Source organism: Rhizobium sp. YTUHZ044 (genome assembly GCF_051123975.1).
Taxonomy (GTDB): domain Bacteria; phylum Pseudomonadota; class Alphaproteobacteria; order Rhizobiales; family Rhizobiaceae; genus Rhizobium.
This window is the reverse complement of the sequence record NZ_CP101426.1, coordinates 1,583,651-1,610,322: the sequence shown is the minus strand read 5'-3', so window position 1 is coordinate 1,610,322 and position 26,672 is coordinate 1,583,651. Positions and strand designations below refer to the sequence as shown.

Below are 26,672 nucleotides of genomic sequence, written 5' to 3'. Positions count from 1 at the left end.
AGCAACAACGCGCTTTTTTGCGCGCAATATACAGGCATATTCAAACAGGATTATAAAGATTGTTGCAGCGAACCGGGACATTATCGAACCAGTCCGCCTTCGTTCCCGACGGAACTACGGCGCGACAGCCTTCGCTTGGCTGCTCTCTTCGGCTCGCCGAGCCGAAGCTCACAGAGCGTAGGCTGGTGCGGGCGACGGGGATCGAACCCGTATAGCCTAAGGCCGAGGGATTTTAAGTCCCTTGCGTCTACCAGTTTCGCCACGCCCGCTTGCGGCGTTTTCAATATCTCGCGTCACCGACTATGGGAAGAGCCGTGGGGCGTAAAAATAAGATCAGCTCTGCCGGCAGCGCCCCGGAATGAATGAGCAGGCATTTCAGCGCGAAAGAGACGCATCGGTTGGTGCCAATGAGCATGATATCGTCGGAAAACCGCTCACACTTTTCCGCATCACGCGCGAGTGTTTGCAAAGCGGCCCGAGGGCGCTACCTATTGACCAGCCTCACATCACGGAACATCCCATGAGCCATGACACCGTCGTCACCGCCGCCATGCTCGCCATCGGCGACGAACTCCTTTCCGGCCGCACCAAGGACAAGAATATCGGCCACCTCGCCGATCTGCTCACCCTGTCAGGCATCGATCTCAAGGAAGTGCGCATCGTCGCCGACGACGAGGAGGCGATCGTCGAGGCGCTGAATGCGCTTCGCCCTCGATATGATTACGTCTTCACCTCGGGCGGGATCGGGCCGACGCATGACGACATCACCGCCGATGCAATCGCCAAGGCTTTCGGCCTGCCCTGCGAATATGACGAAGCGGCAATGACCCTGCTGGCCGATATGTACCGTCGCCGCGAGATGGACTTCACCGAGGCGCGCCAGCGCATGGCGCGCATGCCGCGGGGTGCCGTTCATATCCCCAATCCGGTGTCGACGGCGCCGGGCTTCATCATCGGCAATGTCTATGTCATGGCCGGCGTGCCGCAGGTCTTTCAGGCCATGGTCGACAATGTGCTGCCGACGCTTCGCACCGGCACGCCGCTGCTCTCGCTCGCCATCGCCTGCCCTTACGGCGAGGGTGATATCGGCACCCCGCTTGCCGCGATCCAGAAAGCGCATCCGGACACCAGCATCGGTTCCTACCCACGTTATCTCGGCCAGAAATTCTCGACCGAGATCGTCGTGCGCGGCCGCTCGCAACCGGCAATCGATGCAGCCGGCGCCGAGGTGCATGCGATGATCGACGCCATCGGCCGGAACAAGGCGATCGCAAAAAACCATTCTGCCGAGGCTTGAGGGACTGGACTTGATTCCCGTCATGGAACGGGAGAACGGTCCGGTGCATTCCGTCCCTCGCGCACGTCATTTCAGCGCAAGGAGAATTGATATGTCCTACAAAACCATCCTCGCCATTCTCGATACGGCAGACAATAGCGCCGTCGTTGCCGATTTCGCCTTTGCGATTGCCGCAGAAAGCGGTGCTCACGTGATCGGCCTGCATGCCGAAACCATCTCGGCCGTGCCGCTGGTGGCGCCGATGGAAATTCCCGATCCCGTCGCGGTGCAGGCGCTGCAGGATATGGCGCATGGTGAAACGGTCGCCGTCGAGCGCATCTTTCAGGCGAAAGCGCAGGCCGCCGGCGCCTCCTCGGAATGGCGCAGCTTTGCCACCTCCACCGGTTACGGTTCCGCACCGCTGATCGAAAGCGCCCGCAGCGCCGATCTTCTGATCGCATCGCAGGCCGACCCGGACAATCCCTCCGACAGCCATGTCGACGTCGACAGCTTCCTCTTCGAAACCGGGCGACCGGTGCTGATGATCCCTTACGTTATCCGCCAGCCGAGGCCGATCAAGCGCGTGCTGATCGCCTGGAATGGCTCGAAGGAGGCGGCGCGCGCGACCTTCGATGCGCTGCCCTTCCTGAAAGCGGCGGAGGAGGTGGAGATTTTTTCGGTCGACCCGGCCGATACCGCCCTGCAGTCGCCGCTCACATCAGGCGCCGAGATCGCCGCTGCACTTGCCCGCCATGGCGTGAAGACGACGCTTGCGACGGGCCACAGCGTCGACAGGAATGCCTCGAATGTCATCGAAAACCGGCTGTCGGACAGCAGCATCGACCTTCTCGTCATGGGCGCCTATACCCATTCCCGGCTCTGGCAGGCGATCTTCGGCGGCACGACGAAGAGCCTGCTGCAATCGATGACGGCGCTGACGCTGTTGTCGCGATGAGCGGCTGCTCTTGCGTTTTACCGCCAAATCCCGCTAATTGCTGCCACCGATGAAGGCTTCCAGCCCCGGCCACGCCTCGCGCAGTAGCACGTGCGATCTCGCGCGGCAGCTCGCGATCTCGCGCAGTTCCGGCTGCGCGATTTGCGTTTTGCCGCTGAAGCCGTCCGGTCGCCGACAAACGGCGTGTCCTCTCAATCATGCCGCGGAGCAGCCCTATGTCCCTTCCCGATAAAGCCTTTCCCGTTTCCTGGGATCAGTTCCACCGCGATGCGCGCGCACTTGCCTGGCGGCTTGCCGGCCTCGATCAGGCCTTCAAGGCGATCGTCTGCATCACCCGCGGCGGCCTCGTTCCGGCCGCAATCATCTCGCGCGAACTGAACATCCGGCTGATCGAGACCGTCTGCATCGCCTCCTACCACGACTATGTGAACCAGGGCGACATGGTGCTCCTCAAGGGAATTGCGCCGGAGCTTACCGAAAACGGCGGCGAAGGCGTGCTCGTGGTCGACGATCTGACGGATACCGGCAAAACAGCCGCACAGGTGCGCACCATGCTGCCGAAGGCGCATTTCGCCTGCGTCTATGCCAAGCCGAAGGGCGTGCCGACCGTCGACACCTTCATCACCGAGGTCAGCCAGGACACCTGGATCTATTTCCCCTGGGACATGGGCTTCACTTATCAGGAACCGATCGCCAAGGGCGCGCGCTGACCCCCGCTATCCGGAGTGCGCCGGCATTCTCGGCGCACTTCGACAGCGCTCGCCGGCTCAGCGAATCGGCATGCGCATTTGTGCCGGAAATGCCATCACAAGATTTGCCGCAGGACGCTTTTTTGCCGCTACGAGATTTTCCTTAGCCGGCGACACCCGCAAGTCCTTGTATTTTCAGCACTCCCCGACTTTCCCCAATCTCCACAGGCGCATCCACAAGATGTTGTGGTTACCATTCAATTAAAAACCAGCCCTTGACGGAATCAGCTGTTTCAAACTTTATTGTTCGTGATGTTGCGGCGGCGACAGGACCGGAGGTTACGAGCCCGGTTCCCTTTGAAAAACAAGACGCAGATTGAGGGCATGCGCCGGAACCGGTTCAGGCCCGAGGGAATCTCTGCGCAGTTTTCAGCCTCCAAAAAAAGTGACATCGGGACTGGCGATAATAAGTTGTTAATACTATATTTAGTGTTTGCAGCCACCATCACCACAAGATACAGGAAAGCCATCTCCGGATGACACCCCTGTGACAATACGGAAACGAGACTGGCTGCACGACGACAATGTGCCGCCGGATAGGAAATTTGCGCCCAGGGGACGGGCGCCAACGCGAGGTCAAGACTATGCGCATCGAACGTCGTTTCACGAAGGCCGGCCAAGGCGCCTATGCGGATATCGAATTCCGCAAGGCGACGAGCGAGATCAAGAACCCGGATGGGTCGATCGTCTTCCGCCTCGAGAATATCGACGTTCCCGCGCAGTTCTCCCAGGTCGCGACCGATGTTCTGGCGCAGAAATATTTCCGCAAGGCCGGCGTTCCCACTCGTCTGAAGAAGGTCGAGGAAAACGACGTTCCTTCCTTCCTGTGGCGCTCCGTTCCCGATGATGCCGCGCTGAAGACCCTGCCGAAGGAGGAGCAAACCGGTTCCGAAATCGATGCGCGCCAGGTCTTCGACCGTCTCGCCGGCACCTGGACCTATTGGGGCTGGAAGGGCGGCTATTTCTCTTCGGAAGAAGATGCTGCCGCCTTCAAGGACGAGCTCGCCTATATGCTCGCCACCCAGCGCGTCGCCCCGAACTCGCCGCAGTGGTTCAACACCGGCCTGCACTGGGCCTATGGCATCGACGGCCCTGGCCAGGGTCACTTCTACGTCGACCCCTTCACCGGCAAGCTGACCAAGTCCAAGTCGGCCTACGAACATCCGCAGCCGCATGCCTGCTTCATCCAGTCGGTCGAAGACGACCTCGTCAACGAAGGCGGCATCATGGACCTTTGGGTGCGTGAAGCCCGCCTCTTCAAATACGGCTCCGGCACCGGCTCCAACTTCTCGATGCTGCGCGGCGAAGGCGAAAAGCTTTCCGGCGGCGGCCGCTCCTCCGGCCTGATGAGCTTCCTGAAGATCGGCGACCGCGCCGCCGGCGCCATCAAATCGGGCGGCACGACGCGCCGCGCCGCCAAGATGGTGGTCGTCGACATCGACCATCCCGATATCGAGGAATACATCAACTGGAAGGTCAAGGAAGAGCAGAAGGTCGCCGCTCTCGTCACTGGCTCGAAGATCGTCGCCAGGCACCTGAAGGCGATCATGAAGGCCTGCTTCAACTGCGAAGGCGGCGATAATGGCGATTGCTTCGATCCGGCCAAGAACCCTGCCCTCAAGCGCGAAATCCGCGCCGCCAAGAAGGACCAGGTTCCGGAAAACTACGTCCAGCGCGTCATCCAGTTCGCCCGCCAGGGCTACAAGGATCTCGAATTCAAGACCTACGACACGGATTGGGATTCGGAAGCCTACCTCACGGTATCCGGCCAGAACTCCAACAACTCCGTTTCGATCAAGGACGACTTCCTGCGTGCGGTCGAGGATGACGGCGAATGGAAGCTGACCGCCCGTAAGGACGGCCGGGTGATGAAGACGCTGAAGGCGCGCGACCTCTGGGAAACGATTTCCTATGCCGCCTGGGCTTCGGCCGATCCGGGCATCCACTTTAACACGACCATGAACGACTGGCACACCTCGCCGGCCGGCGGCCCGATCCGCGGCTCGAACCCGTGCTCGGAATACATGTTCCTCGACGACACGGCCTGCAACCTCGCCTCGCTGAACCTCTTGCAGTTCAAGGACAAGGCCACCAAGCGCATCAATATCGGCGACTATGAACATGCAGTTCGCCTGTGGACCGTCGTGCTCGAAATCTCGGTGATGATGGCGCAGTTCCCGTCGAAGCGCATTGCCGAACTCTCCTACGAATACCGCACGCTCGGCCTCGGCTACGCCAATATCGGCGGCCTGCTGATGTCGTCGGGCATTCCCTACGACTCCGCTGAAGCCCGTGCCATCGCCGGTTCGCTGACCGCAATCATGACCGGCATCTGCTATGCGACCTCGGCCGAAATCGCCGGCGAGCTCGGCCCCTTTCCGAATTTCGCGCCGAACCGCGAGAGCATGCTCAGGGTCATTCGCAATCATCGCCGCGCCGCTTATGGCGAAACCTCCGGCTATGAGGCGCTATCGATCGATCCGGTCGCGCTGATCCATTCGGAAAACCCCGACCAGGATCTTGTAGTCCATGCCAAATCGGCCTGGGACAAGGCGCTCGAACTCGGCGAAAAGCATGGCTACCGCAATGCACAGGTCTCGGTCATTGCGCCGACAGGCACGATCGGCCTCGTCATGGATTGCGACACCACCGGCATCGAGCCTGACTTCGCCCTCGTCAAGTTCAAGAAGCTCGCCGGCGGCGGCTACTTCAAGATCATCAACCGCGCCGTGCCGGAAGCGCTTCGCACGCTCGGTTATTCCGAAAGCCAGATCGCCGAGATCGAAGCCTATGCCGTCGGCCACGGCAACCTGAACCAGGCGCCGGCGATCAACCCGTCGACGCTGAAGGCCAAGGGCCTGACCGACGAGAAGGTGGAAGCCGTCAATGCCGCGCTGAAGAGCGCCTTTGACATCAAGTTCGTCTTCAACCAGTGGACGCTCGGCGCCGACTTCCTCAAGGAGACGCTGAAGGTTTCCGACGAGCAGCTCGCCGACATGAGCTTCAACCTGCTCGACCATATGGGCTTCTCCAAGAAGGACATCGAAGCCGCCAACATCCATGTCTGCGGCGCGATGACGCTGGAAGGCGCGCCCTTCCTCAAGGCCGAGCATTTGCCGGTCTTCGATTGCGCCAATCCCTGCGGCAAGATCGGCAAACGCTATCTCTCCGTCGAAAGCCATATCCGCATGATGGCGGCTGCCCAGCCCTTCATCTCCGGCGCGATTTCCAAGACGATCAACATGCCGAACGAGGCGACCGTCGAGGATTGCAAGAACGCCTATATGCTGTCCTGGAAGCTAGGCCTCAAGGCAAACGCCCTCTATCGCGACGGCTCCAAGCTGTCGCAGCCGCTCAATGCCTCGCTGATCGAAGACGAGGACGACGAGGATGCGCTGGAGGAACTGCTGCAGGCGCCCGTCGCCGCCCAGGCTGTGACGGTCACCGAGAAGATCATCGAGCGAGTGATCGAACGGGTTTCGCGCGAACGCGAGAAGCTGCCGAACCGCCGCCAGGGCTATACCCAGAAGGCCGCCGTCGGCGGACACAAGGTCTATCTCAGAACCGGCGAATTCGGCGACGGCCGCCTCGGCGAGATCTTCATCGACATGCACAAGGAAGGGGCTGCTTTCCGTGCGATGATGAACAACTTCGCCATCGCCATCTCGCTCGGTCTGCAATATGGCGTGCCGCTCGAGGAATATGTCGAGGCCTTCACCTTCACCAAGTTCGAGCCGGCCGGGATGGTCATCGGTAACGATGCGATCAAGAACGCCACCTCGATCCTCGACTATGTGTTCCGCGAACTCGCCGTCTCCTATCTCGGCCGCCATGATCTCGCCCATGTCGACACGTCCGACTTCTCGAACACGGCGCTTGGCAAGGGCATCCAGGAAGGCAAGACCAACCTGCTCTCCACCGGCTGGACCCGCGGCTACAAGCCGACGCTGGTCTCCGGCACCGGCGGCGAACGCCAGGCGGGCGAACCCAAGGGTGCTGCCACCGCAGCCCCTGCCCGCGCCGCCTCCACCGGCACCGTGACCGCCTTTGCAGGTGCCGCGGCCCGCAAGCTGGAGCCGACAGTTGCCGTCTCCACCTCCGAAATCGTCGCCTTCAAGCGCGACTACGAGGAACGCGCCAAGGAATTGGCCGAGGAGATCGCCGAAGAGATAAGCGAGGAAATCACCAGCGACGCCACCGCCCTCTTCTCCGACAAGGCGGCAGCTGACGCAGCGACGGCGAAGACCGAAGCCAAGAAGGTGGAAGCCGAACGCCGCCAGCGCTCAATTATGCAGGGCTATACCGGCAACATGTGCTCGGAGTGCCAGAACTTCACGATGGTGCGGAATGGGACGTGCGAGAAGTGCGACACGTGCGGCGCGACGAGCGGGTGCAGCTGAGCAGGCTTGCAGTTCTTCAGTGTCTGTTGAGAAATCGAAGCTAGTTCTGGCCAAAAGCCTCTGAAATTGGCCATTTCCGACAGAAGCAATGGCCAGCCCGTCTGGGCACTTAAAGTGCCCGGACGGTGGCCCGTTTTGCGAATTCGCAGCGAATAGCCTGCCTGCATAAGCCTGCAATCTGGGGTTTCGAAAAGGGTTGACGCCTGCTCGAAGCCCTGCTGCGGTTCTCCTGGCATCGGAACTCAGGGCGACGTCCAGAGTTTCGTCAGCGAGGTCGAGCTTAATTCGATTTCGGACAAGACGCGTTCCAGGCTCGATCGCACACCGTCACGCCGAAACCCGCGGGATGCTCAAGTTTCGCAAAGGTGGGACGAAACGACTGACCTCCCTGTGACATCCGCCTAGTTTGCGAGCTGTATCGGAGGCCCTTCATGCTCCAGGAGTCAACACGCAACGAAGCTCTAACCGACGACATCGGCCTCGCGATAAAATGAAGCTGAACCCCATGCTGCCGAAACACCGCCTCATCCTTCTGCGCCATGCCAAATCCGCCTGGCCCGACGGTGTGGCCGACCGTGAACGGCCATTGGCGGATCGCGGGCGCAAGGCGGCATCCGTCATCGGCGCCTATATGGTGCGCGAAAAACTGATCCCCGATCTCGCCCTCGTCTCGCCGGCCCGCCGGGCGCAGGAAACCTGGAAGCTCGTCCGCGGGGCCATTTTGAAAAAGGTCGAACACGAGGCGGCGGATATCTACGAGGTGCCGGCCGAGCGCATGCTCGATGTGATCCGGGGCGTCGAACCTGGCATCCGCACGCTGCTCATCGTCGGCCACAATCCCGGCATGGAGAATGCGGCCTCGCTGATCGCGCCGGACGGCGATGCCGATGCCGTGAGATGCATGCGGGAGAAGTTCCCGACGGCAGGACTCGCCGTCATTGACCTCGATCTCGACGGATGGGACGAGATTGCGGCGGGCACCGGTTATCTCGAGCGGTTCGTAACGCCGAGATCCTTGGGATAACAAGGCCACTTTCCGATTTGAATTTAGTGGACATGGTGCACGGTTCCGATTCTGCCCGCGCCGGTCCGAACGGGCCGTCCACGGCAGAATGGTTCGACAGCGCCGACCTGGCCGGAGAAGCCGTTCTCGTCAACCAGTTGGGATCGATTCCACAAGGTAATCCATTGCGGGTATCTCTTCCCTATATGGCGGATGCTACACGCCGGGCAGCCGCTTCCCTCACCCGGTCAGAGTTCCGCCTTCGGGCTCTCCTTGGCCGGTACCTCAGGCCATTGTCAAAAGGGCAGAATGTTGAACAGGCGCTTGCTCGCCCTCGCCGCCCAAGTCGGCGTCACGGTCCCGGCTGCCAATGGAGGGCCGGACGATGGAGTCGGTGGCGATTGGTAGAACCGGTTGAGCATCGCGTCACACACGTAGTGCCCCCAATTCGTCAGATGCTCCGTCTCTCTGGCGCCGAGGAAATGGAGGTAGGTGCCAACCTCGGAGGGAACGACCGAGGACGGCGGCAGTGTGTAAGAGGCGTATGGCTTGAGTTCGGCGTCCTTGCTGTCGATCGACCAATAAACGCCATGGGTTCTTGCACGCAGCGCCGATTTCGCAAGATCATCGAGGCCAAGCTTATCGGCCTGTGTTGCAGCCTTGAAGCCGCCGATCAAGTCTCGTCGCCGCAACGACCTCACCTGATTGTCCGTCGTATCGAGAACGCGTTTCAGCTGGGAGAGATAGTTCCAGTAACCGCGGCTCGAGGAACGCCAAGGCGCACCGGCGTCGCTGACAAGCAGGCAGTCGCAGCGTTTCAGCGCCGGTTCGATGCCGTGATTGTCGTAGACGCCGCCGTCGCTCAATATTGCCCGGCCCGGAGCAACCGGTTCGCCGACGGTGTCGTCGAGTTTTTCCCTCTCCCACGAAAATTGCGACAGGTCCAATCGCAGCGGTGACAACACGGGCGGAAATGCAGCTGAAGCGGCAACCGCGGTTGCGAGCGAAAGTGTCGGGTGGAACGACAAGCCGATCCTGTAATCCGCGATATAGCGGTTCGACATCCGGAAAAGCGAACCGGTGCTGAGATTGCTGGCGCAAAATACGAACCAGGGCGAGCTTGGAAGCTCGCGCAGGCTTGGCGATTTTCCATGGAACAGATGTCGCTCGTAGAGTTTCGCGGCTTCGTCCGCCGCGCTCGAAAAGGGATTGAACACGCCCTTCAGGAAGCTCGGCCCATCAGCGAATAGCTGACTGAAGGCCAGAACGTGATCCAGATATGCGGTCCTGAAGTTGACGGCGATGTCGTTCTCGAAGATCAGCCGGGGCCAGATGTAGGCGAGCAGGCCGGAAGCGATGGATCCGCCCGATACCGACGAGATCATACCGAGCTTCGCCAGAAGACCGGCCTCGTTGAGCCTCGCAAGCGAACCCGCATGGAAAAGCACGGCCCGATAGCCGCCGCCCGAAAGGCAGAGGCCGAGTTTATAACGCTCAGCGGGCTTCTCGGGGTCAACGGATCCCGACAAGACGGCATTCGATGGGGCATGCGCGTCTTCCGACATGCTCAGCCTCACTCAGGAATCTGAGTTTCCCAACATTTCCTCCTCCGGGCGAACCAGCGGTCGCTCGTCTTTGGGCCTGCGCGCTACTTACTCGTATAGCTCCGGGAGTTGGCATCGCATTTGTGCCACTCCCAGTTTATTTCGGCTTCATCCTTATAGCCATAGCACCAGTCGGCGCGATTGAGCAGCGAACCGAGTTCGTCGCGCCGTTTGCATGCCCGCAGCGTATCGGGTCCCTTGCGATCGACACTCGTGCGGCAGATGTCGTCCAGTCCTGTCCACTGATGGATCAACCGATCCGGCGCCTTTGCCCCCTTGTCCGTGGCGAGCACCTTTCCGGTCTCGGCCTCGATCTGCAGAGAGGCCATGTTCCACACGAAAGAGAATTCGGCCATCCCGGAGGACGTCTTACCCGTGTCTCTGTTTCCGGCAAACCACTCGACAATTCCCGACATTTCGCATTTTCCGGCACAGCTGGCCGTCACGGAGCCCGGCTTGACGCTGTAGATGCGCTCCGGCCAGCGTTGGGCGAAGGCTGCCTTTTCCTCCAGGACGGCATCTTTGTCGACCGAGTTTCCGAAGAAGGAGACCTCGTCGGCATAGACGCCCTTCATAAAGGCCAACGCCGAAGCACTGTCTTTCGACCATTCGTCATTGTATCGGTTGACGAAATCAACCGCCTCCGTGGTCAGGTCGCCGGGTTCGGAGGCGGCCATTTCCTCGGGATCGCTCGGGTCTGACGGCATGTCGCCGGGTGTTGCGCTCTCCTGCGGTGCGGCGCCCGGCGGGGGCGGCGCGCTTTCCTGTGCCGAGGGCATATCCTCGGGCGTGTTGATGTTCCAGTCCCGCATTTCCGCAGCGGTGAGATACCGTATATCGGTGCTGTCGATCGACAGGCTGAGCTGCAGCAGATTGGGGCTTACCCCCATCTCGGTGAGATAGCCGATGATCTCGCCGGTCAGTGCTTGAACAGTCGAGACGGCCAACTTGTTGTCGATGGCAACATCGTCGGACAGGGAAACCCGATGCACGCCGATAGAGCCCGGCTCGGCAAATCTTTCAACGCCACCGACGAAGGCGAAGGCGCAAGCCGACGCGCACTCGGCGGCTCTGATCTGTATCGTTTTTGCATTCAGGAGGCGGAGGGCCCGGCCGAACCTGATCGCTGCGACCACGTTTCCGCCGGGCGAGTCAAAGGTGACATAGCTCGGCTGGTACTGCGTATATTCGTCGACAAGCGTCATCGCATCGTCGGAACCCTCGAACACGCCTTTTATCGTCAGGGCGCGCTCTCCCGGCGCGGTCTCCAGACGTTGGTAGGAAATGGCCGCATGCCCCTCCCCGGCTATGGCGACGAACGCCAGCAGCATCGATATCAACGAGACGAATTTCCGCATTCTTCCCCAGCCCTCGAGCACCCGTACTTCTCCTGTCGTCATTCGCAGCATTGCTTGCGCATGTCTGTATAGCCGGACGATGAAAATTACCTGCTCCACCCCAGCCCCATCCGCGACCGGCCAAAACCGATAACGGTCCGAAGAACAATAGCTTCGCAGAGAATGTTGACAGCTGCCCCAGCAGCTCAGATCAATGCACAAGGGCGATCTTCTGGCAAGCGTCACAATCAGGAGTGATGAGACAAGGTAAATGCCGCCCCTCGCCGAAAAGGATCGCAGTTCACCAGACATCATAGACGCGTGCAATTGATATCGGCTATGTCGCCTGGACCGAGGCATTTGACCAGTGAGGCAGTTCGTGACTTCTTCCTATGACAACCACGCCCTTGACCTGAGGAATGATCCCGATTTCTTCGCCCTTCTTGCCGGCAGCTACCAGCGCATTGTCGGCCGCCGTCTTGTGGAGGATGGGCAAGGGCCGGACTGGCTTTACAGCCAAGCGCCTTTCGTGGTCCTCGCGCATAATACGCTGCCCGACCCGCGCTTCATCTATGCAAACAGGACTGCGCAGAACTGCTTCGAATATAACTGGGACGAATTCATCATGCTGCCGTCGCGACTATCGGCCGAGCAGCCTGATCGCGCCGAGCGCCAGCGGCTGCTCGATGCCGTCACGCGCGATGGTTTCGTCAATAACGGCCGCGGCCTCAGGGTCGCGAAATCGGGCCGCCGTTTCTGGGTCGAAAATTTCACTGTCTGGCAGCTTATCGATGAGACGAGCAAGCGGTTGGGCCAGGCTGCGATATTTTCATCGTGGCGGGACGCGTAGTTCCTACGGTTTCACGCGGTCCGGATGCGCTGCCTGAAAGGCGGGGAGTTCAGCGCATCTGGCGTCGATATCGCTGATGCGTCTGAAAGCAGTCATATCAACGCCCCAGCGGCGGGCATTGTAGACTTGGGGAACAAGGCAGAGATCGGCGATCGACGGCCTGCCGCCAAAGCTGAACGCGCCATCGGATTCGCCGAGCATGATCTCCAGCTTGCGAAGTCCATCGCCGATGAAATGCTTCATCCATTCCTCGCGAGCCTCGGCCTTGTCGGTCAGCGTCAGAAGATGCGAGACGACATGGAGGTTGCAGATCGGATGGATGTCCATGGCCATCGCATATGCGAGGGCGCGCACTCTGTGGCGATCGAAGCTATCCGATGGCAGCAATCCGTATTCCGGCCGAGACTCGGCCAGATATTCGATGATGGCCAGCGACTGTGTCAGCGTTTTCCCATCCATCACCAGTGTCGGCACGAGCCCCTGCGGGTTGAGCGCGAGGTAGTCCGGCATCTTGTGCGCACCGTCGAGCAAGTTGATCGGCACCGTCTGATAGTCGAGGCCCAGAAGATTGAGCGCGATCCGCACGCGATAACTCGCCGATGATCGCCAGTAGTCGTAGAGAATGATCTCGTTCATCCCCCGGCAGCTCCCTCGTATCTTCCCACCATCTGCTCGATTGCCCCGAAGATCGAATGGCCGGCATGATCCTTCATCTCGATGCGGACCTGGTCGCCGAACCTCATGAAGGGGGTCTTCGGCGATCCGCTCTCGATGGCCTCGATCATTCTCAATTCGGCAATGCAGGAGTATCCATCTCCTCCCACGCCCACCGGCTTGCCGGGGCCGCCGTCGAGCTTGTTGGAGATCGTGCCGGAGCCGATGATCGTACCGGCCACGAGGTGGCGGGTTTTGGCGGCATGGGCAATCAGCTGGCCGAAGTCGAATGTCATGTCGACGCCGGCATTCGCCTTGCCGAACGGCTTGCCATTCAAGCTTACGAGCAGCGGCAGATGCAGCTTGCCGCCATCCCAGACGTCCCCAAGCTCGTCCGGCGTCACCGCAACCGGAGAAAATGCCGAAGCGGGCTTGGACTGGAAGAAACCGAAGCCCTTGGCAAGCTCCTCCGGGATCAGGCCGCGCAGCGACACGTCGTTGACGAGCATCAGCAGCTGGATGGCGCCGCGCGCAGCCTCGGGGCTGGCTCCCATGGCAACATCGCCGGTGATAACGGCAACCTCGCCCTCCATGTCGATCCCGTAGGCCTCATCCGCCACGAGGATCGGATCGCGCGGCGCGAGGAAACCATCCGAGCCGCCTTGATACATCAGCGGATCGGTCCAGAAGCTTGCCGGCATTTCGGCGCCGCGCGCCTTGCGCACCAGTTCGACGTGGTTGACGTAGGCCGAGCCGTCGGCCCATTGATAGGCGCGCGGCAAAGGCGATGCGGCGTCGTGTTCGTGAAAGCGGATGGTCGGCTGAGCCCCCGTCTCGATGCCTTCGGCAACCAGCCGAAGTCTCGGAGCGACATGCTCCCAGTCGTCGAGCGCCGCCTGCAGGGTGCGGGCGATGTGGCCGACCTCTGAACAGCGGGTCAGATCGCGGGAAACGACGACGAGGCGGCCGTCCCTGGTGGAGTCCTTCAAGGTCGCAAGTTTCATGTCGCAGTTCCAGTGCCGGAGGGGCGGATCTTCATTTGATGCCCGGGGTCCCATCGAACTTGCGTTCCAGGCCATCCCAGCATTCGAGGTAATCCTCCTGCAGCGTTTCGAGCTCGGCTGCGTATTTCGTCAGCTGCTGCGGGTAGCGGGTCTCGAACATGAAGGCCATTGTGTGATCGAGCTTCACCGGTTTGAGTTCGCTGTTGGACGCCTTGTCGAAGGCGAGCGCATCCGGCCCATGGGGCAGCATCATGTTGTGCAGGCTGATGCCGCCCGGCACGAAGCCCTCCTCCTTGGCGTCATACTGACCATGGATCAGGCCCATGAACTCGCTCATGATGTTGCGGTGGTACCAGGGCGGCCGGAAGGTGTGCTCGGCGACCAGCCAACGCGGCGGAAATATCACGAAATCGACATTCGCCGTACCCGCATCTTCGGTCGGCGCAGTCAGCACCGAAAAGATCGACGGATCGGGATGATCGAAGCTGATCGCGCCCACCGGCGAAAACGTTCGCAAGTCATATTTGTAAGGTGCGTAATTGCCGTGCCAGGCGACCACATCAAGCGGCGAGTGGCCGATCTCGGTGACATAGAATTTGCCGCACCATTTCACATGGACGCGGCAGGGTGTTTCCTTGTCCTCAAAGGCGGCGACCGGCGTCTTGAAGTCGCGCGGGTTTGCCAGACAATTGGCGCCGATCGGCCCGCGGTCCGGCAATGTGAATTTCGCGCCGTAGTTCTCGCAGATATAGCCACGCCAGACCGTCTGCTCGCCGACTGTCGTGACCTTGAACATCATGCCGCGGGGGACGAGGCATATCTCCAGCGGCTCGACGTCCATGATGCCCATTTCGGTGAACACTCTGATGGCGCCGAGCTGCGGCACGATCATCAGTTCGCCGTCAGCGTTGAAGAAATAATCGTCGACCATGTCTTCGTTGAAAACATAGGCATGCGCCGACATGCCGACCTGAGTCACGGCATCGCCTGCCGTAGTCATCGTCCGCACTCCCTTGAGAAAGGTCAGCTTCTCCTCAGGCGCGGGGATGGGATCCCAGCGAAGCTGGCCGAGCGGCAGCGAATGTTCGTCCAGGCAAGGCGCGGTTTTCCAGAGCGGATAGGAGGCGTTCGAGAAGCGGCGGCTGTGACGCACGCTCGGGCGAATGCGGTACAGCCAGGACCGTTCATTCGTCCCGCGCGGCGCGGTGAAGGGCGAGCCGGAAAGCTGTTCGGCATAAAGGCCGTAATTGCATTTCTGCGGGCTGTTCTGGCCCTGCGGCAAAGCGCCGGGCAGCGACTCCGTCTCGAAGTCGTTGCCGAAACCCGGCATATATTTCAGCCTGTTTGCCGTCGCCGCTTCCGCATCGGCGGCCTGGATCGATGTCTGGTCCATGCTCAACTCCTCTCCGAAAACTCTACTGCGCCGTAGAGTTTACTCCGCTGCCGTGCCGATGACACCACGCTTGATCTGATCGGCTTCGATCGACTCGAAAAGCGCACGGAAGTTGCCTTCGCCGAAGCCCTCATCACCCTTGCGCTGGATGAATTCGAAGAAGATCGGGCCGATCACCGTCTTGGAAAAGATCTGCAGCAGGATTTTCGTCATGCCGCCGTTCACCACACCTTCGCCGTCGATCAGAATGCCGTGCTTCTTCATGCGGTCGATCGGCTCCCTATGGCCGTTCACACGCTCATAGGACATATCGTAATAGGTCTCGGGAGGCCCCGGCATGAAGCGCAGGCCGTTATCAGCAAGCCGGTCGGTCGCTTCGTATATATCCTCCGTTCCGACGGCGATGTGCTGAATGCCCTCGCCCCGGTACTTCTTCAGATATTCCTCGATCTGGCTGGTGTCGTCCTTCGATTCATTCAACGGTATGCGGATCTTGCCGCAGGGCGAGGTGATGGCGCGGCTGACGAGGCCGGTGATGCGCCCATCAATATCGAAGAAGTGGATCTGCTTGAAGTTGAACAGATTGCGGTAGAAATCCCACCACTTGTCCATGTTGCCGCGGAAGACGTTGTGGGTGAGATGGTCGAGATAATAAAAGCCAATCCCGGTGGGATTCGGATTGGGCTCGCCAAGCCAATCGAACTCAGCCTCGTAAGCCGATCCCTTTGCCCCATAGGTCTCGACGAAATAGAGCAGCGAGCCGCCAATGCCGACAATCGCGGGAACGTCGAGCACTTTGTCATTTCCTTCATAGGGAACGGCGCCATTCGACACGGCGTGATCGAAGGCGTGCCTGGCATCGACCACGCGCCAGGCCATCGATGGAGCGCAGGGACCATGCTTTGCGACGAAACGGGCCGCATGGCTGCCGGGCTCGGCATTGAGGACATAATTGATGTCGCCCTGGCGCCAGACGGTAATGTTTTTCGTCTTATGCCTGGCAACCGCTACATAACCCATGCGCGTGAAGAGCTCGCTGAGCTTCTCAGGCTCGGGGTGGGCGAATTCGACGAATTCGAAGCCGTCGGTGCCGGCCGGATTGTCGGCGGTGATTTCCGACGGAGGTGCATCATGCGGGAACGGACCCATTTTCTTTTCCTCCAGAGGAGACTGCATTTTCTATGCAAACTATGGCTCAAAACACGCGCAAAGTTCTTGCGTTCTTGATGCAGGAGGAACAAATTATGCACGACCTGTGAGCATTATGGAGATTTTGCGCAATGGATGAGCCCCTCGACAAATTGGATATGCGCCTCCTCTTGGAACTTCAAAAGGATGGCAGGCTCACGAATAACGAGCTAGGTGAGCGGATCGCGCTTTCACCGTCGCAATGCTCACGCCGGCGCACCAGACTGGAAGCCGAGGGATATATTCGCAGCTACCGTGCCCACCTCGATCGGGAGAAGCTGGGGCTCGATATGCTGGTGGTCATTTCCGTCACGCTTGCGACCCACAACCGAGACAATGCCCGCCGATTTTCGCAACTGATCAACGGCCTGCCCGAGGTTCTCGAAGCCTATGCGCTGACCGGCGAAATGGACTATCACCTCAAGGTGGCGACCCGTGGGCTCGCCGATCTGTCGAAGTTCGTCAACGACGTTCTGCTGCCGCACGAATCCGTGCAGCACGTGAAAACCTCAATCGTGCTCGACACGCTGAAAACGTTCGAAGGCTATCCGGTGATGACGCCGGGCAGCCGGCATGGCGACAGCGCGCGATGATTTCGTCGCCGTGCTCAGAGCGGCAGTTCGGTGGAGAATTTCAGCTCGCGCAACACGAAGCTCGATACGACGGTTCGCACATGCGGATTGCGCATGAGATAGCGGGTCATGAAGGCTTCGTAGCTTTCGACGTCCCTCGCCCTTATCTTCAGCATGTAATCGAAGGCGCCCGACAAGGCGTAGCACTCCATGATCTCCGGCCGCTCCAGCACCACTGAAGCGAAAGAAGCCACCGCCTCCTCATGGTGATCCTCCAGCGTGACGTGGGCAATCACGCAGAGCTTGAGATCGAGTTTGCCGGGATCGAGCAACGTCACGCGCTTACGGATGACGCCGTCGGCTTCGAGTTCCTGGATCTTCCGCCAGGCCGAACTCTGCGACATGCCGGCCTTTTCAGCCAGGTCCGCCAGCGACAGGGTGCCGTCGGCCTGGATCAGCTGCAGAAGCTTGCGGCGGAAATTCCCAGTTTCTTTCATTTTAGCCGTCGCATTCGAAAATATCGCCCACCACTATGGCGATAACCGGCATGAAAGAAAAGAAAATCCGGCAAACACGGAGCATAATGGCAGAAATATCGCCATTCCCGGGAGGATCAGCCAATGACCAAGGAAAGCAGCTACACCGCCAAACTGCCCGGCCCGGACGGCCTGTATGACTACACCCCCGAAGAAGATGCAATCTGGGGCGAACTCTACCGGCGTCAGATGAAGCTCTTGGCCGACAAGGCTTGCCAGGAATATCTGGACGGCGTCAAATTGCTGGGGCTCAGACCGGAGAAAGTGCCTCAGCTCCTCGATGTGAACAGACGCCTGAATGAGACCACCGGTTTCGGCGTCGAAGGCGTGCCGGCGCTCATTCCGCCTTCGCGCTTCTATGAACTTCTGTCGCAGGGCAAGTTCCCGCTGGCGACCTTCCTGCGCCGCCGCGAGCATATCGATTATATTGAGGAACCGGATCTGTTCCACGAAGTGTTCGGCCATTGCCCGCTGCTGACCAACCAGAGCTATGCCAATTTCGTCCGGCATTTTGGCGAAACTGCCATGCACCTCGGCAAGGGCTATTCATGGCATCTGTTCCGGATTTTCTGGTTCACCGTCGAATTCGGCCTGATCAACACACCGCAAGGACGCCGATGCTTCGGCGCCGGTATCGTCTCCTCGCCGAGCGAAGCGAAGGCGGCAACGGAAGGCACGGCGTGCGAATTCCGGCCGTTCGATTTGATGAGCGTGCTCCGGACGCCCTACCGCATCGATATCCTCCAGCCGATCTACTATGTCATCGACAGCTTTGCCGATCTCGAGTCGATCGTGGAGCAGGATATCGGCGGCGCGATCCTCAAGGCGAAATCGCTGGGAGATTTCGCCCCGGCTTTCGAAGCCAAGGCTTCGTAATCCTGACGCGGCGGTAGCGTGTGAGTAGTCGTCAGATCCTGCGTTTCACTTCGGATCGGCGGAGCTGCGATTGACGAATTCGACGCGGACGCCCGGCTTGACCATGCCGGCCAGCTCTTCGGCGTCCCAATTCGTCAGCCGTACGCAGCCATGCGAGCCGATCTTGTCGATGAGCTTCGGCTCCGGCGTCCCGTGTATGCCATAGGTCGGCTCCGTCAAATCGATCCAAACGCTGCCGACCGGACCGTTCGGTCCCTTCGGGATTGTTAGAACCTTGTCGTTCTTCCCCTGCTTGAAGTTGCGCTTCGGATCATATCGGTACACTGGCATTCGCGCGACACCCTTGACCTTGTGCTTTCCTGAGGGCGCCGGATTGTCCTCGCTGCCGATGGTCGCGGGATAGACGGCAAGCAGCGATCCATCCTCGCCATAGGCCAGCACCTGCCCTGCCTTCTTGTCAGCCTCGATGCTTTTGACCTTGCCTTGCCTGGGAGGGCCCGGATTAACGACCCACACCTTGTCGCCGGGCGCGAACTGCGAACCCGGGTTGAGCGCGTTCAAGAGATCGAGATCCATGTGGAAGCGCTCGGACAGCTTCTCCGCAACGCTGGTATAGCCGAGGCTCTGCATCTTTGCCTTCTCGCCGTAATCCTCAGGAATTCTGTCAACGAGCCCCGTGGCGTCCTCCGGCGAGACGACATAGCTTTCGATGATGGCCGAATTGTCGTCCAAGCGGGAGGCGACATCCGGATCCGGCCTGCCGTCGACAGGAAGCTTGTTCATCGCCTCGAACCCGGCCACAGCCTTGTCGACGTTCTCGCCGGAGAGACCATCGATCACGCCGGGAGAGGAGCCGGCACGGTCGAGCAGGACCTGGAGGCGGACGATCGCCGGATCCGGATCTGACGGCGACAGCTTTCCTTTCCCGATGTCGGCAAGGGAAGCGGCATTGATCGCTTCGGGACGAAGCTCCCGCGCGACGGCGCCGCCAACGGAGAGGGCCAGAGCGAGCAGCGACATCGGCAGGGCTGTTTTCATGGACAACAAATGGCCGACGTGGGAATTTGTTCCCACGTCGGGCCGGCGTTGTCGACGCAGCATCTACAAGTCCGCGAGACTCCGGTCACTGCGCCTTCGCTTGCTTCCTGGCTTCGCGTGATCTTGCGGCGTGCCGGGCGGGCCTCAGTTCTTCGATCGTCGGCCGCCACCATTCGGCATTTCGACGGGGAGACGTTTTCGCAGGCCAGGTACGGACAAGTTCGTCGAATGTCGGCACCCGCCAAACTCCCCAGAGATGATCCTCGGTGACACCGGGATAGAAGTCCGCGACCAGAGCCGGATCGACCAGTTCGCCGGTGATATAAGTAAAAACAACGATCCCATACGCGGTCGCCACCGGACGTCCTGTCGGCGGCAGGTCGTCGGCCGCAAGGGGGTAACGGCGTCGCTTGCGTTCCGCTGCGCGAAGCCTGCTGCGCACCTCCCCTTCGGTTCCCTTCCGCTCCTCGGCACGCCGTCGCCTCTCCTCCGGTTCGTTTCTGCGAGCCGCCGCTTCGATGTCGGGCCATCTGCGTCGCAGTTCCTCATAGGATCGAAAGGGCACGTGCCATATTCGAAGATCGCCGTCCCATAACGAGAACGGCACCTCGCGCAGCTCATCGACGACAGTTTTTGAATAAGGCGTGCGGATTCGAAAGCCGGCCTTGCCGAGTTCCAGATATGGACTGTCGATGGGATCGAAGGCGAAGGCATCGCGCCCCTTCGCATCCGCATGCGCGTCGGCTTCGGCCTCCAGCTCGGCAAGCCATCGACCGATGCGACGGGACGCGGTTCGGCCGGGAACGAACCAGGCTTTTCGCACGTCGTTCCAGCGGGCACGAGGGAAACGGTTCCGGAACTGGTCGACCGTTATCCTGTCGTAAGGAAAGGAAACCTCTGCACCTGGCTTCGGCTCATGGTCACCGAGCGACTTCTCGTCCCGGTCAGCGGGCGATTTTGTTTCGATCATAGGGGGAGAACGCTCCCGCGCCAGGATCGGTTTCCTCGGGCCGTGCGTCGCCTTAACGACGCTAGTGAACCGTCTTCGACGGCTTCTGCGGGTGCGAAATGTTATGCAGCGTCGCCATGAGCTTTTCGAACTCGTTCAAGACACGGTTGAACTCGGCGTCCGGCATCGTGACGATTTCCGATACCGTCGAAGAAACCGACGCGATCAGTTTATCGATCCAAACGCAGCGATCGGCCGGCACATTTCCGAGAATATCGCGACGAAGTATCTTCAACTCGCGAAGAATGCGAACGATAAGGGCTCCGCGCTCCGCCCTGCTCAAGAACGGAAGCCTTGTCTGCGCTTGGTGGATTTCTGCTATCAGCGTCGTCGCCATCCCCGCTCTCCGCCCCCTCAAATGCAACCGGATATCACAACCGGTGCGATTACAACACGGACTTTAGTCTGGCTAGGCGGCACGGTTCCATTTTGTACGCGCTGCCCCTCCATGGTTAATTGCTCGTCGCGACCAGATCCGACATGTCGCAATTGCGGCGTGGACCATCCCATGGCTGATAGGTGTTGTCTTCCGGCCGATACGATCTGTATCGGGCGGCACATCGGGCTGCCGCCTGCGCATTGACTTTCGTGCGGCCGTCTTCAGGGCTTGCGGCGATATTCTGCTGGAACGGTGAGGAGCATTCGCGGATCTCGCCCTTATAGGATCGGTAGCTGTTGGTCACAGGATCGAAGGAACGGTAGCGCTTGGCGCACCAGGCAAGGTGCTCGGCGGCGAATTTTGGCTGCGGTGCCTGCAGTTCTGTCGACGGACGAGCGGGTTGCGAAGCCATACTTGGCGCGACGGTCGCCGGAGCCTCGGTGACATAGCTGGAATAGACCGGCGGAATTCGCTCATAATGCTGCCGACGTGGATCGACCTTCACCGGACTCGTCGTCCATAGATCGGGGGCGGCAAGGTCCGTGAGCGCGGGCGGTCCGGAATCCGCCACCACATGCGAGGCAACGGAGGCCGCTGCCATGCAGGCGCCAACCGAGCTGACGATGCCGAAGGCGACGGTCGCAATGGCATTCATCAGCTCGCTCCCTGCTGTTGTGCCTGGGGGACCCAGACACGCGGCCCGGCGCTGCTGTGACCGCCGGTGGCGACCAGCACGGCGATAATGCCGGCGATCGCCAAGAGGATGGCGATCAGCGGCACGGCGAGACCAGCGGATTTCTCTTCGGAATAGATCATGTTCCCTCTCCTCGATCCGTGCGGCCGCACGACGACGCTGCCGTCCCTCGTGCGGCCAACCTCAAAGCTGATGTGCGAAAGGAAGACGCGGCAGGGCCACGTGAACAATCACGTCACTTGATCACCTGAATCACCTTGCGGGACGAGGGTTCGACAATGACACGCTCGTCATTGACCACCGCGTAGGCATATGTCGGATCGTCCGGAACGGGGGTCACCACGACCGTTTCCGGCAGTGGCTGGCCGACGACCACCTTTTCCTTCACAACGACGCGTGCCGACGGTGCCGGAGCCTCGCGGACATAGGTGACGACCTTCTCAGGCGGCGGATCGATCGCCGTGCCGACGACTGCGCCGGCAACGCCGCCGATGGCAGCACCGGCGGGACCACCGACGATGGCTCCGGTGATTGCGCCACCAGCCGCACCATTCACGGTCGAGGACTGGGCGAATGCGACACCTGACATCAGGGTCATGGCAGTTGCCGCGCCTGCAATAAGCTTGAAGAGCATCTTTTCCTCCTTGCCTTTCAATGCGGCCTGCTTGCCGCTGCCAAACCAACTTGCTGGCAACGAGGTCGTTCCACGCCCCGGACCTCGGTCTGAGGCATCCCGGCCCTTGGTCTGGATTTCAATATTCGTTGGCGGCGCTATTCTCGAGCCGAACGCCATCGCATCGCCGGCTTGGGCAGGAGGCCGAAGGAGATGACACGATCCAACCGCCGGGAAGCTGGACGCAGGCGCCTGGCCATGCGTCTGCCGCAAATGCGGACGCTGATCATGCAGGCACGGGACCCGTGGCAGCTCGAGCTTTTCGAGGCCTATCAGATGGCAGTCGAAGCGCGTGATCGGCTTAGAAGACGACGGTTCAATTTGAAGCTGGTGCGGGAATATGACGAAACCTGTGTCGAGATCGAACAGCACGTCATCGGCGCGATCCATGCCCCTCCCCACCCCAACGACAGCCTCATCCCCTAATCGGCGACCGTCAGTTCAATCCAGGCGGCAGGGCAATGTTGTCCGTACGAGCCCCGGCACCGGCTATCCGCGCGCAAGAGGATGCCGGAAGGGGTTAAGGGGTCCGGCCGGAGACGACCAGGGCGCTCATGCTGCCGCAAGGGCGGGCGCCATGGCGGGACGCCACCCGCTCGGCCACCTCATCAACAATCTCCGACATGCGCTCCGGTGCCCGCGATTCAATTTCTCCGCTGAGCGGCGTGCCCCGGCAGAAAGCGGTCGCGACATCATGTGCTGTGGCCGCGGCAGAGGTCAGTTCGAGCCGTTCGCAGGAAACGGCCTCGAAGCCCGCCGATGACACTTCAGCCTTGATCGAGCCAGGGTCGAAATACGAATATGGCAGGCGCCTCAGGAAATCTGGAGGATCCGGCGGGAAGATGCCTGCCAGACATTCGTCCACACATCGTGCGAAATCGTTGGCAGCAAGCGAATCCCACGTCGAAAACAGGAAATTGCCTCCGCTCCGCAACACTCTCTTCGCCTCGCGATAAGCCTTCGGCTTGTCAGGAAAGAACATCACACCGAACTGGCACGCGACGAGATCGAACATCAAATGGGCGAACGGCAGATCCTGCGCATCCGCGTGCATCCAATGCGTTCGCGACATCGTCAGAGATGGTGCGCCGACATCGATCATCGCCTGGCTGAAATCGGTGGCAACGATCTCGGCCGTCGGATCGAGCTTCGCCCGCAGAGCGCGGGTCAAAGCGCCAGTCCCCGCCGCGACTTCGAGCACGCTGACCGGCTTCGACCGTTCGGCGACGATTGCCATCTCCGACGCGTAGGGCTCGAAAAGAATCGGTACGAGAAGGGCCTGGTAAAGGTCGGCGACGCCTGCCCCGAACGGTGTGGGTGACGCGACAAATGCGGCGTCTGCGCCGCCTTCGATGTTCGCAGAAGTTGTCACCATAAGCCTCCAAACCCAACTCCATCAGAACTGAAATATGGCTGAACCCGCTGTTGTCCACGGGGACGGACCTTGGTCCCAGGCCCCTTCGACCGAAGTCCCCGTAGAGGAACGACCGCCTGACCGCGTCGTTTGAACGATACGTAAGGAGATCCGCACATGCCCCAGAGGAACAGATCCCATGCCAATGACGCTTGGAACATCTCCGTCATCGCCCTCGTCATCGTTCTGGCCGGCCTTCTCTATGTCTTCGGCGCAGCCATGTCAGGCGATAGCCTCCAATTGACCGAGAGCATCAGAGGCGCAGAGGTCTTCGATACCAGGAATCTGCCCTGATCCCGTCTGGAAAAACTCTAAAGACGCGGTAGGTTAGTCGGCAAAGTCTCATGCCGGTATCAAAATGAATTGGCTTCGCCGCTGGAATGCCCGCTCACTCGCCTCGCAATTTTTCATCGCGGGTGGTTTGGTCTCGGTCGCCGCCATGTTTCTGGTGGGCATTCTTGTTACCCATCTGATCGAGGAAGCCGTCATTCATAATTCCGGCGCGGCGACGGCGCTTTACGTCGACAGTGTGGTGGCGCCGCTGCTTCCCGACATGCAAACGGAATCTCTGCTGGACGAAGGCAGCGCTCAGGCTCTCGACGAAACGCTCGGCCAGGGGGCGCTTGGCAGGCGCCTTGTCTCTTTCAGGCTGTGGCGAAACGACGGCACCATCCTCTACTCGAACAACAAGGAACTGGTGGGCCAGAAGTTTCCCCTGAACGCCAAGCTGCAGAAGGCATTCGCCGGCTCGCTCGTTGCGCGCTACGAGATTGCCGATGACCCGGAAAGCGGTACCGAGCGCGCGATCGGCAAGCCGCTGATGGAAATCTACAATCCGGTTCTCCAGCCGTGGTCCGGCCAGGCGGTCGCTGTGCTCGAATTCTACGAGACGGCAGAAGGCCTCGGCGACAGTCTGGCGCACGCGAGGCTGCAGAGTTGGGGGGCCGTCGCCGCTCTCACAGGCATCTTTTTCCTCGTTCTCTCCGCCCTGGTGTTTCGGGGAAGCCGCACGATAGAAGCACAGCGCAGGGATCTCAAGGAACGGGTCAAGGAATTGTCTGCGCTGCTGGCGGAAAATCGCGGGCTGCAGCGGCGGCTGCAGCGCGCCTCGCAGCGCGTGGCGGCGCTGAACGAAACATATCTGCGCAGCATCGGCGCCGATCTTCACGACGGTCCGGCACAGCACATTGCCTATGCTTCGCTGCGGCTGGACAGCGACTTATTGATCAACGCATCCACCGAACCCGAAGCACGGGAAAAAGAACTTGCCTGGATACGCTCGAGCCTCGCCGAAGCCATGACGGAAATCCGCAATATCTGCAGTGGCCTGGTGCTCCCGCAGATCGAAAAGTCGTCGATCACCGAGATCGTGCTGCGGGTCGTCGAAGCGCATCGGCACAAGACGGAAACCGTTGTCGAAACGATCATCGACGAGGATGGACCCGAACTCGCCGCTGCCGTAAAGATCTGTATCTATCGCTTCGTTCAGGAAGCCTTGAACAACGCCTATCGCCATGGCGGTGGCGTTCAGCAGACCGTGAAAGCCGTGTCGCACAATGGTCATGTTTGTGTGGCGGTCAGTGATCGTGGCGATGGTTTCGACCCGACGGAGGTGAGGCCGACAAGCCTCGGCCTGGTGGGGCTGCGCGAACGCATCGACAGCCTGGGGGGATCTTTCGATATCGAGACGGGCGAAGGGGGAACGACCGTGACCATGACCTTCGAGCCTATGGAAGCAGGAGACTAGAGATGACACCAATCACCGTCGGGGTCGTGGACGACCACCCGCTTTTTCGCGAGGGCGTAACGCGCAGCTTGTCGGAGATGAGCGACTTCGTGGTCATTGGCGAAGGCGCCAGCAGCGAAGACGCCGCCATGATCGCCTCGAACAACCGCCCCGATGTGATGCTTCTCGATGTTTCGATGCCCGGCGGCGGATTGGCTGCGATCGGCGATGTCCTGGCGCTGAGCCCGTCGACGAAAGTGCTGATGTTGACGGTGTCGGAGGAGGTGGACACGCTGCTCGGAGCCCTGCAGCAGGGCGCGATGGGCTACGTTCTCAAAGGTGTCGGCTCCCGCGGTCTCGCCGAAGCGATTAAAACCGTCCTCAGCGGATCGCGATATGTCTCGCCGACGATGTCGGCGAAGGCGATGGAAAATTCGCTGCAAAACGGAAACTCCGACAAGAACAGTCTGACGCCAAGGGAGCGCGAGGTGATGGATCTCGTCGCCCAGGGTCTGTCAAACAAGCATATCGGCCTGCGCCTCAACCTGCAGGAAAAGACCGTGAAGCACCATATGACACAGATCCTGAGCAAGCTCGGCGCTTCGAACAGGACCGAAGCGGCCCTGCAATGGCGCGAACGGCGATAGCGCCTGGTCGATCTGCGATCCCTACGGCGCCGTTTTCCGCATTCTGCCTCAGCGAAGGAAATTGCTCAGCCGGTTTGCGTCGCCAGCCGTCGCCTGCCTGCTTATGATCGTCCTGCCCTTCGAGTCCTTCATGATATAGCGGCCACTGCGAAGGCTTTCGGTGATGCCGTTCGCGTGGCGAACGTTGATCGACCCATCGGTGCCTTCGGTCGCTCTGGCCTTCGATCCTGTCGGCGACGAGGCTGATGAGGAAGAGGATCGGGCGTTGCTGTTGGAGCTTCCACCTGCGCTGCTGCCGGAACCGCCGTTTCCGCCCCCATTGCCACTGCCTCCCCCGTTGCCACTGCCTCCGCCGTTGCCATTCCCTCCGCCGTTGCCGCTTCCGCCACCGTTGCCGTTCCCGTTATTGCCGTCTTTTGCCTCTGCGTGTTTCACCGCCAGAACGCGAAGCGAGCCATCGAGATTGATTGTCACAGGCGATGCGGCAACCACCAAGGCGACAGCCGCGCTGCCGCCCAATCTCAGAAAATCCCGTTTCGAGATAGTCAACGCCATTCCCTTGTTCATCCGTTTTTCGCCGTTCCTACGCTTATGGAAGGCCTTGAGGATTTTCGCTTTTCCGAAGCCTAAATGCAACCGGACCTAGGTACTAAGAAAAGGCAGGACTTTGGTCCGGCATGCAGTGGATGCGCCCC

General features: G+C 60.5%; 27 protein-coding genes and 1 tRNA gene. 12 read left to right on the top strand and 16 right to left on the bottom strand.

All coding sequences use genetic code 11. The features are described from left to right. Positions 1–183 precede the first annotated feature (183 nt). Positions 184–269: transfer RNA gene (locus NL154_RS07960), tRNA-Leu, on the bottom strand. Between the two features lie 251 nt (positions 270–520). Between NL154_RS07960 and NL154_RS07955 the strand changes: the two genes are divergently transcribed. The 5 genes from NL154_RS07955 (at position 521) to NL154_RS07935 (ending at position 8,404) form a co-directional block, all read left to right on the top strand. Continuing rightward, complete coding sequence (locus NL154_RS07955) at positions 521–1,297, top strand: competence/damage-inducible protein A (protein WP_210628185.1); 777 nt, start codon at positions 521–523, stop codon at positions 1,295–1,297. 91 nt (positions 1,298–1,388) lie between these two features. Continuing rightward, a complete protein-coding gene (locus tag NL154_RS07950; protein WP_210628186.1) occupies positions 1,389–2,231 on the top strand; it encodes a universal stress protein in 843 nt (280 codons plus the stop codon). A 215-nt stretch (positions 2,232–2,446) separates the two neighbouring features. Further along, positions 2,447–2,941 (top strand): xanthine phosphoribosyltransferase, encoded by a 495-nt coding sequence (gene gpt, locus NL154_RS07945; RefSeq protein ID WP_210628187.1) that lies wholly within the window; start codon positions 2,447–2,449, stop codon positions 2,939–2,941. A gap of 623 nt (positions 2,942–3,564) precedes the next feature. Further along, complete coding sequence (locus NL154_RS07940) at positions 3,565–7,380, top strand: vitamin B12-dependent ribonucleotide reductase (RefSeq protein ID WP_210628188.1); 3,816 nt, start codon at positions 3,565–3,567, stop codon at positions 7,378–7,380. A 490-nt stretch (positions 7,381–7,870) separates the two neighbouring features. Beyond that, the gene (locus NL154_RS07935) at positions 7,871–8,404 is read left to right on the top strand and encodes a SixA phosphatase family protein (RefSeq protein WP_434733873.1); all 534 of its coding nucleotides are present in this window, start codon (positions 7,871–7,873) and stop codon (positions 8,402–8,404) included. Between the two features lie 275 nt (positions 8,405–8,679). Here the strand turns inward: NL154_RS07935 and NL154_RS07930 are convergent, their stop codons facing one another. Then, positions 8,680–9,948 (bottom strand): patatin-like phospholipase family protein, encoded by a 1,269-nt coding sequence (locus NL154_RS07930; protein WP_434733872.1) that lies wholly within the window; start codon positions 9,946–9,948, stop codon positions 8,680–8,682. 83 nt (positions 9,949–10,031) lie between these two features. Continuing rightward, positions 10,032–11,366 carry a hypothetical protein gene (locus tag NL154_RS07925; protein ID WP_434734159.1) on the bottom strand — a complete coding sequence of 445 codons (1,335 nt, stop codon included), beginning with the start codon at positions 11,364–11,366 and terminating at the stop codon, positions 10,032–10,034. 337 nt (positions 11,367–11,703) lie between these two features. On the opposite strand from NL154_RS07925, the gene NL154_RS07920 reads away from it, so the two are divergent. Then, the gene (locus NL154_RS07920; protein WP_434733871.1) at positions 11,704–12,174 is read left to right on the top strand and encodes an MEKHLA domain-containing protein; all 471 of its coding nucleotides are present in this window, start codon (positions 11,704–11,706) and stop codon (positions 12,172–12,174) included. A gap of 3 nt (positions 12,175–12,177) precedes the next feature. Here the strand turns inward: NL154_RS07920 and maiA are convergent, their stop codons facing one another. The 4 genes from maiA to hppD are packed head-to-tail and all read right to left on the bottom strand — an operon-like array spanning position 12,178 to position 16,374. Next, positions 12,178–12,810, bottom strand: coding sequence for a maleylacetoacetate isomerase (gene maiA / locus NL154_RS07915; protein ID WP_210628192.1), 633 nt, complete (start codon positions 12,808–12,810; stop codon positions 12,178–12,180). Then, entirely contained in the window at positions 12,807–13,832 is a 1,026-nt protein-coding gene (locus NL154_RS07910; protein ID WP_221154897.1) for a fumarylacetoacetate hydrolase family protein, read from the bottom strand. Before NL154_RS07910 ends, maiA begins: the two co-directional genes overlap by 4 nt. A 31-nt stretch (positions 13,833–13,863) precedes the next feature. Beyond that, on the bottom strand, positions 13,864–15,225 hold the full coding sequence (hmgA, locus tag NL154_RS07905) for a homogentisate 1,2-dioxygenase (RefSeq protein ID WP_434733870.1): 1,362 nt from the start codon (positions 15,223–15,225) through the stop codon (positions 13,864–13,866). A 39-nt stretch (positions 15,226–15,264) separates the two neighbouring features. Then, positions 15,265–16,374, bottom strand: a complete 1,110-nt coding sequence (hppD, locus tag NL154_RS07900; protein WP_210628195.1) for a 4-hydroxyphenylpyruvate dioxygenase — start codon at positions 16,372–16,374, stop codon at positions 15,265–15,267. A gap of 131 nt (positions 16,375–16,505) precedes the next feature. Between hppD and NL154_RS07895 the strand changes: the two genes are divergently transcribed. Then, on the top strand, positions 16,506–17,006 hold the full coding sequence (locus NL154_RS07895; protein WP_210628196.1) for an Lrp/AsnC family transcriptional regulator: 501 nt from the start codon (positions 16,506–16,508) through the stop codon (positions 17,004–17,006). Positions 17,007–17,020: 14 nt separating this feature from the next. Here NL154_RS07895 and NL154_RS07890 read toward each other — a convergent pair whose 3' ends face one another. Beyond that, positions 17,021–17,482: an Lrp/AsnC family transcriptional regulator gene (locus NL154_RS07890; RefSeq protein WP_064801990.1), complete on the bottom strand. Its 462-nt coding sequence runs from the start codon at positions 17,480–17,482 to the stop codon at positions 17,021–17,023. 123 nt (positions 17,483–17,605) lie between these two features. Between NL154_RS07890 and NL154_RS07885 the strand changes: the two genes are divergently transcribed. Beyond that, positions 17,606–18,397 (top strand): phenylalanine 4-monooxygenase, encoded by a 792-nt coding sequence (locus NL154_RS07885; RefSeq protein ID WP_210628198.1) that lies wholly within the window; start codon positions 17,606–17,608, stop codon positions 18,395–18,397. 45 nt (positions 18,398–18,442) lie between these two features. Here the strand turns inward: NL154_RS07885 and NL154_RS07880 are convergent, their stop codons facing one another. From NL154_RS07880 to NL154_RS07855, 6 genes are all read right to left on the bottom strand, one after another. After that, entirely contained in the window at positions 18,443–19,435 is a 993-nt protein-coding gene (locus tag NL154_RS07880; protein ID WP_434733869.1) for a L,D-transpeptidase family protein, read from the bottom strand. 85 nt (positions 19,436–19,520) lie between these two features. Beyond that, complete coding sequence (locus NL154_RS07875; RefSeq protein ID WP_221122762.1) at positions 19,521–20,405, bottom strand: hypothetical protein; 885 nt, start codon at positions 20,403–20,405, stop codon at positions 19,521–19,523. Between the two features lie 61 nt (positions 20,406–20,466). Next, positions 20,467–20,781, bottom strand: coding sequence for a hypothetical protein (locus NL154_RS07870; protein ID WP_210628201.1), 315 nt, complete (start codon positions 20,779–20,781; stop codon positions 20,467–20,469). Positions 20,782–20,896: 115 nt separating this feature from the next. Further along, positions 20,897–21,478, bottom strand: coding sequence for a BA14K family protein (locus tag NL154_RS07865; RefSeq protein ID WP_210628202.1), 582 nt, complete (start codon positions 21,476–21,478; stop codon positions 20,897–20,899). Further along, entirely contained in the window at positions 21,478–21,639 is a 162-nt protein-coding gene (locus NL154_RS07860) for a hypothetical protein (RefSeq protein ID WP_210628203.1), read from the bottom strand. Before NL154_RS07860 ends, NL154_RS07865 begins: the two co-directional genes overlap by 1 nt. 113 nt (positions 21,640–21,752) lie before the next feature. After that, a complete protein-coding gene (locus NL154_RS07855) occupies positions 21,753–22,151 on the bottom strand; it encodes a DUF1236 domain-containing protein (RefSeq protein WP_210628204.1) in 399 nt (132 codons plus the stop codon). Positions 22,152–22,343: 192 nt separating this feature from the next. Here NL154_RS07855 and NL154_RS07850 point away from each other — a divergent pair, with 192 nt between their 5' ends. Next, the gene (locus tag NL154_RS07850; RefSeq protein WP_210628205.1) at positions 22,344–22,616 is read left to right on the top strand and encodes a hypothetical protein; all 273 of its coding nucleotides are present in this window, start codon (positions 22,344–22,346) and stop codon (positions 22,614–22,616) included. Between the two features lie 94 nt (positions 22,617–22,710). On the opposite strand, the gene NL154_RS07845 is transcribed toward NL154_RS07850, so the two are convergent. Then, complete coding sequence (locus NL154_RS07845) at positions 22,711–23,565, bottom strand: methyltransferase domain-containing protein (protein ID WP_221122761.1); 855 nt, start codon at positions 23,563–23,565, stop codon at positions 22,711–22,713. 156 nt (positions 23,566–23,721) lie between these two features. Between NL154_RS07845 and NL154_RS07840 the strand changes: the two genes are divergently transcribed. The 3 genes from NL154_RS07840 to NL154_RS07830 all read left to right on the top strand — a co-directional run bounded on the left by NL154_RS07840 (position 23,722) and on the right by NL154_RS07830 (position 25,977). Beyond that, the gene (locus tag NL154_RS07840) at positions 23,722–23,898 is read left to right on the top strand and encodes a hypothetical protein (protein ID WP_210628207.1); all 177 of its coding nucleotides are present in this window, start codon (positions 23,722–23,724) and stop codon (positions 23,896–23,898) included. Positions 23,899–23,962: 64 nt separating this feature from the next. Continuing rightward, positions 23,963–25,351: a sensor histidine kinase gene (locus tag NL154_RS07835; protein WP_210628208.1), complete on the top strand. Its 1,389-nt coding sequence runs from the start codon at positions 23,963–23,965 to the stop codon at positions 25,349–25,351. 2 nt (positions 25,352–25,353) lie between these two features. Further along, positions 25,354–25,977 carry a LuxR C-terminal-related transcriptional regulator gene (locus tag NL154_RS07830; protein ID WP_210628209.1) on the top strand — a complete coding sequence of 208 codons (624 nt, stop codon included), beginning with the start codon at positions 25,354–25,356 and terminating at the stop codon, positions 25,975–25,977. A gap of 48 nt (positions 25,978–26,025) precedes the next feature. Here NL154_RS07830 and NL154_RS07825 read toward each other — a convergent pair whose 3' ends face one another. Then, a complete protein-coding gene (locus tag NL154_RS07825; RefSeq protein WP_434734158.1) occupies positions 26,026–26,526 on the bottom strand; it encodes a hypothetical protein in 501 nt (166 codons plus the stop codon). Positions 26,527–26,672: the final 146 nt, after the last annotated feature.

What these genes read in the sequence shown, in the direction of transcription:
- NL154_RS07840 (WP_210628207.1), top strand. Translation starts at nt 23,722, where the DNA reads ATGCCCCAGAGGAACAGATCCCATGCCAATGACGCTTGGAACATCTCC.
- NL154_RS07865 (WP_210628202.1), bottom strand. Translation starts at nt 21,478, where the DNA reads ATGAATGCCATTGCGACCGTCGCCTTCGGCATCGTCAGCTCGGTTGGC.
- maiA (WP_210628192.1), bottom strand. Translation starts at nt 12,810, where the DNA reads ATGAACGAGATCATTCTCTACGACTACTGGCGATCATCGGCGAGTTAT.
- NL154_RS07935 (WP_434733873.1), top strand. Translation starts at nt 7,871, where the DNA reads ATGAAGCTGAACCCCATGCTGCCGAAACACCGCCTCATCCTTCTGCGC.
- NL154_RS07845 (WP_221122761.1), bottom strand. Translation starts at nt 23,565, where the DNA reads ATGGTGACAACTTCTGCGAACATCGAAGGCGGCGCAGACGCCGCATTT.
- NL154_RS07930 (WP_434733872.1), bottom strand. Translation starts at nt 9,948, where the DNA reads ATGTCGGAAGACGCGCATGCCCCATCGAATGCCGTCTTGTCGGGATCC.
- NL154_RS07880 (WP_434733869.1), bottom strand. Translation starts at nt 19,435, where the DNA reads ATGAAAACAGCCCTGCCGATGTCGCTGCTCGCTCTGGCCCTCTCCGTT.
- gpt (WP_210628187.1), top strand. Translation starts at nt 2,447, where the DNA reads ATGTCCCTTCCCGATAAAGCCTTTCCCGTTTCCTGGGATCAGTTCCAC.
- NL154_RS07875 (WP_221122762.1), bottom strand. Translation starts at nt 20,405, where the DNA reads ATGATCGAAACAAAATCGCCCGCTGACCGGGACGAGAAGTCGCTCGGT.
- NL154_RS07860 (WP_210628203.1), bottom strand. Translation starts at nt 21,639, where the DNA reads ATGATCTATTCCGAAGAGAAATCCGCTGGTCTCGCCGTGCCGCTGATC.
- NL154_RS07855 (WP_210628204.1), bottom strand. Translation starts at nt 22,151, where the DNA reads ATGCTCTTCAAGCTTATTGCAGGCGCGGCAACTGCCATGACCCTGATG.
- hppD (WP_210628195.1), bottom strand. Translation starts at nt 16,374, where the DNA reads ATGGGTCCGTTCCCGCATGATGCACCTCCGTCGGAAATCACCGCCGAC.
- NL154_RS07955 (WP_210628185.1), top strand. Translation starts at nt 521, where the DNA reads ATGAGCCATGACACCGTCGTCACCGCCGCCATGCTCGCCATCGGCGAC.
- hmgA (WP_434733870.1), bottom strand. Translation starts at nt 15,225, where the DNA reads ATGGACCAGACATCGATCCAGGCCGCCGATGCGGAAGCGGCGACGGCA.
- NL154_RS07870 (WP_210628201.1), bottom strand. Translation starts at nt 20,781, where the DNA reads ATGGCGACGACGCTGATAGCAGAAATCCACCAAGCGCAGACAAGGCTT.
- NL154_RS07890 (WP_064801990.1), bottom strand. Translation starts at nt 17,482, where the DNA reads ATGAAAGAAACTGGGAATTTCCGCCGCAAGCTTCTGCAGCTGATCCAG.
- NL154_RS07885 (WP_210628198.1), top strand. Translation starts at nt 17,606, where the DNA reads ATGACCAAGGAAAGCAGCTACACCGCCAAACTGCCCGGCCCGGACGGC.
- NL154_RS07910 (WP_221154897.1), bottom strand. Translation starts at nt 13,832, where the DNA reads ATGAAACTTGCGACCTTGAAGGACTCCACCAGGGACGGCCGCCTCGTC.
- NL154_RS07950 (WP_210628186.1), top strand. Translation starts at nt 1,389, where the DNA reads ATGTCCTACAAAACCATCCTCGCCATTCTCGATACGGCAGACAATAGC.
- NL154_RS07940 (WP_210628188.1), top strand. Translation starts at nt 3,565, where the DNA reads ATGCGCATCGAACGTCGTTTCACGAAGGCCGGCCAAGGCGCCTATGCG.
- NL154_RS07835 (WP_210628208.1), top strand. Translation starts at nt 23,963, where the DNA reads ATGAATTGGCTTCGCCGCTGGAATGCCCGCTCACTCGCCTCGCAATTT.
- NL154_RS07895 (WP_210628196.1), top strand. Translation starts at nt 16,506, where the DNA reads ATGGATGAGCCCCTCGACAAATTGGATATGCGCCTCCTCTTGGAACTT.
- NL154_RS07850 (WP_210628205.1), top strand. Translation starts at nt 22,344, where the DNA reads ATGACACGATCCAACCGCCGGGAAGCTGGACGCAGGCGCCTGGCCATG.
- NL154_RS07830 (WP_210628209.1), top strand. Translation starts at nt 25,354, where the DNA reads ATGACACCAATCACCGTCGGGGTCGTGGACGACCACCCGCTTTTTCGC.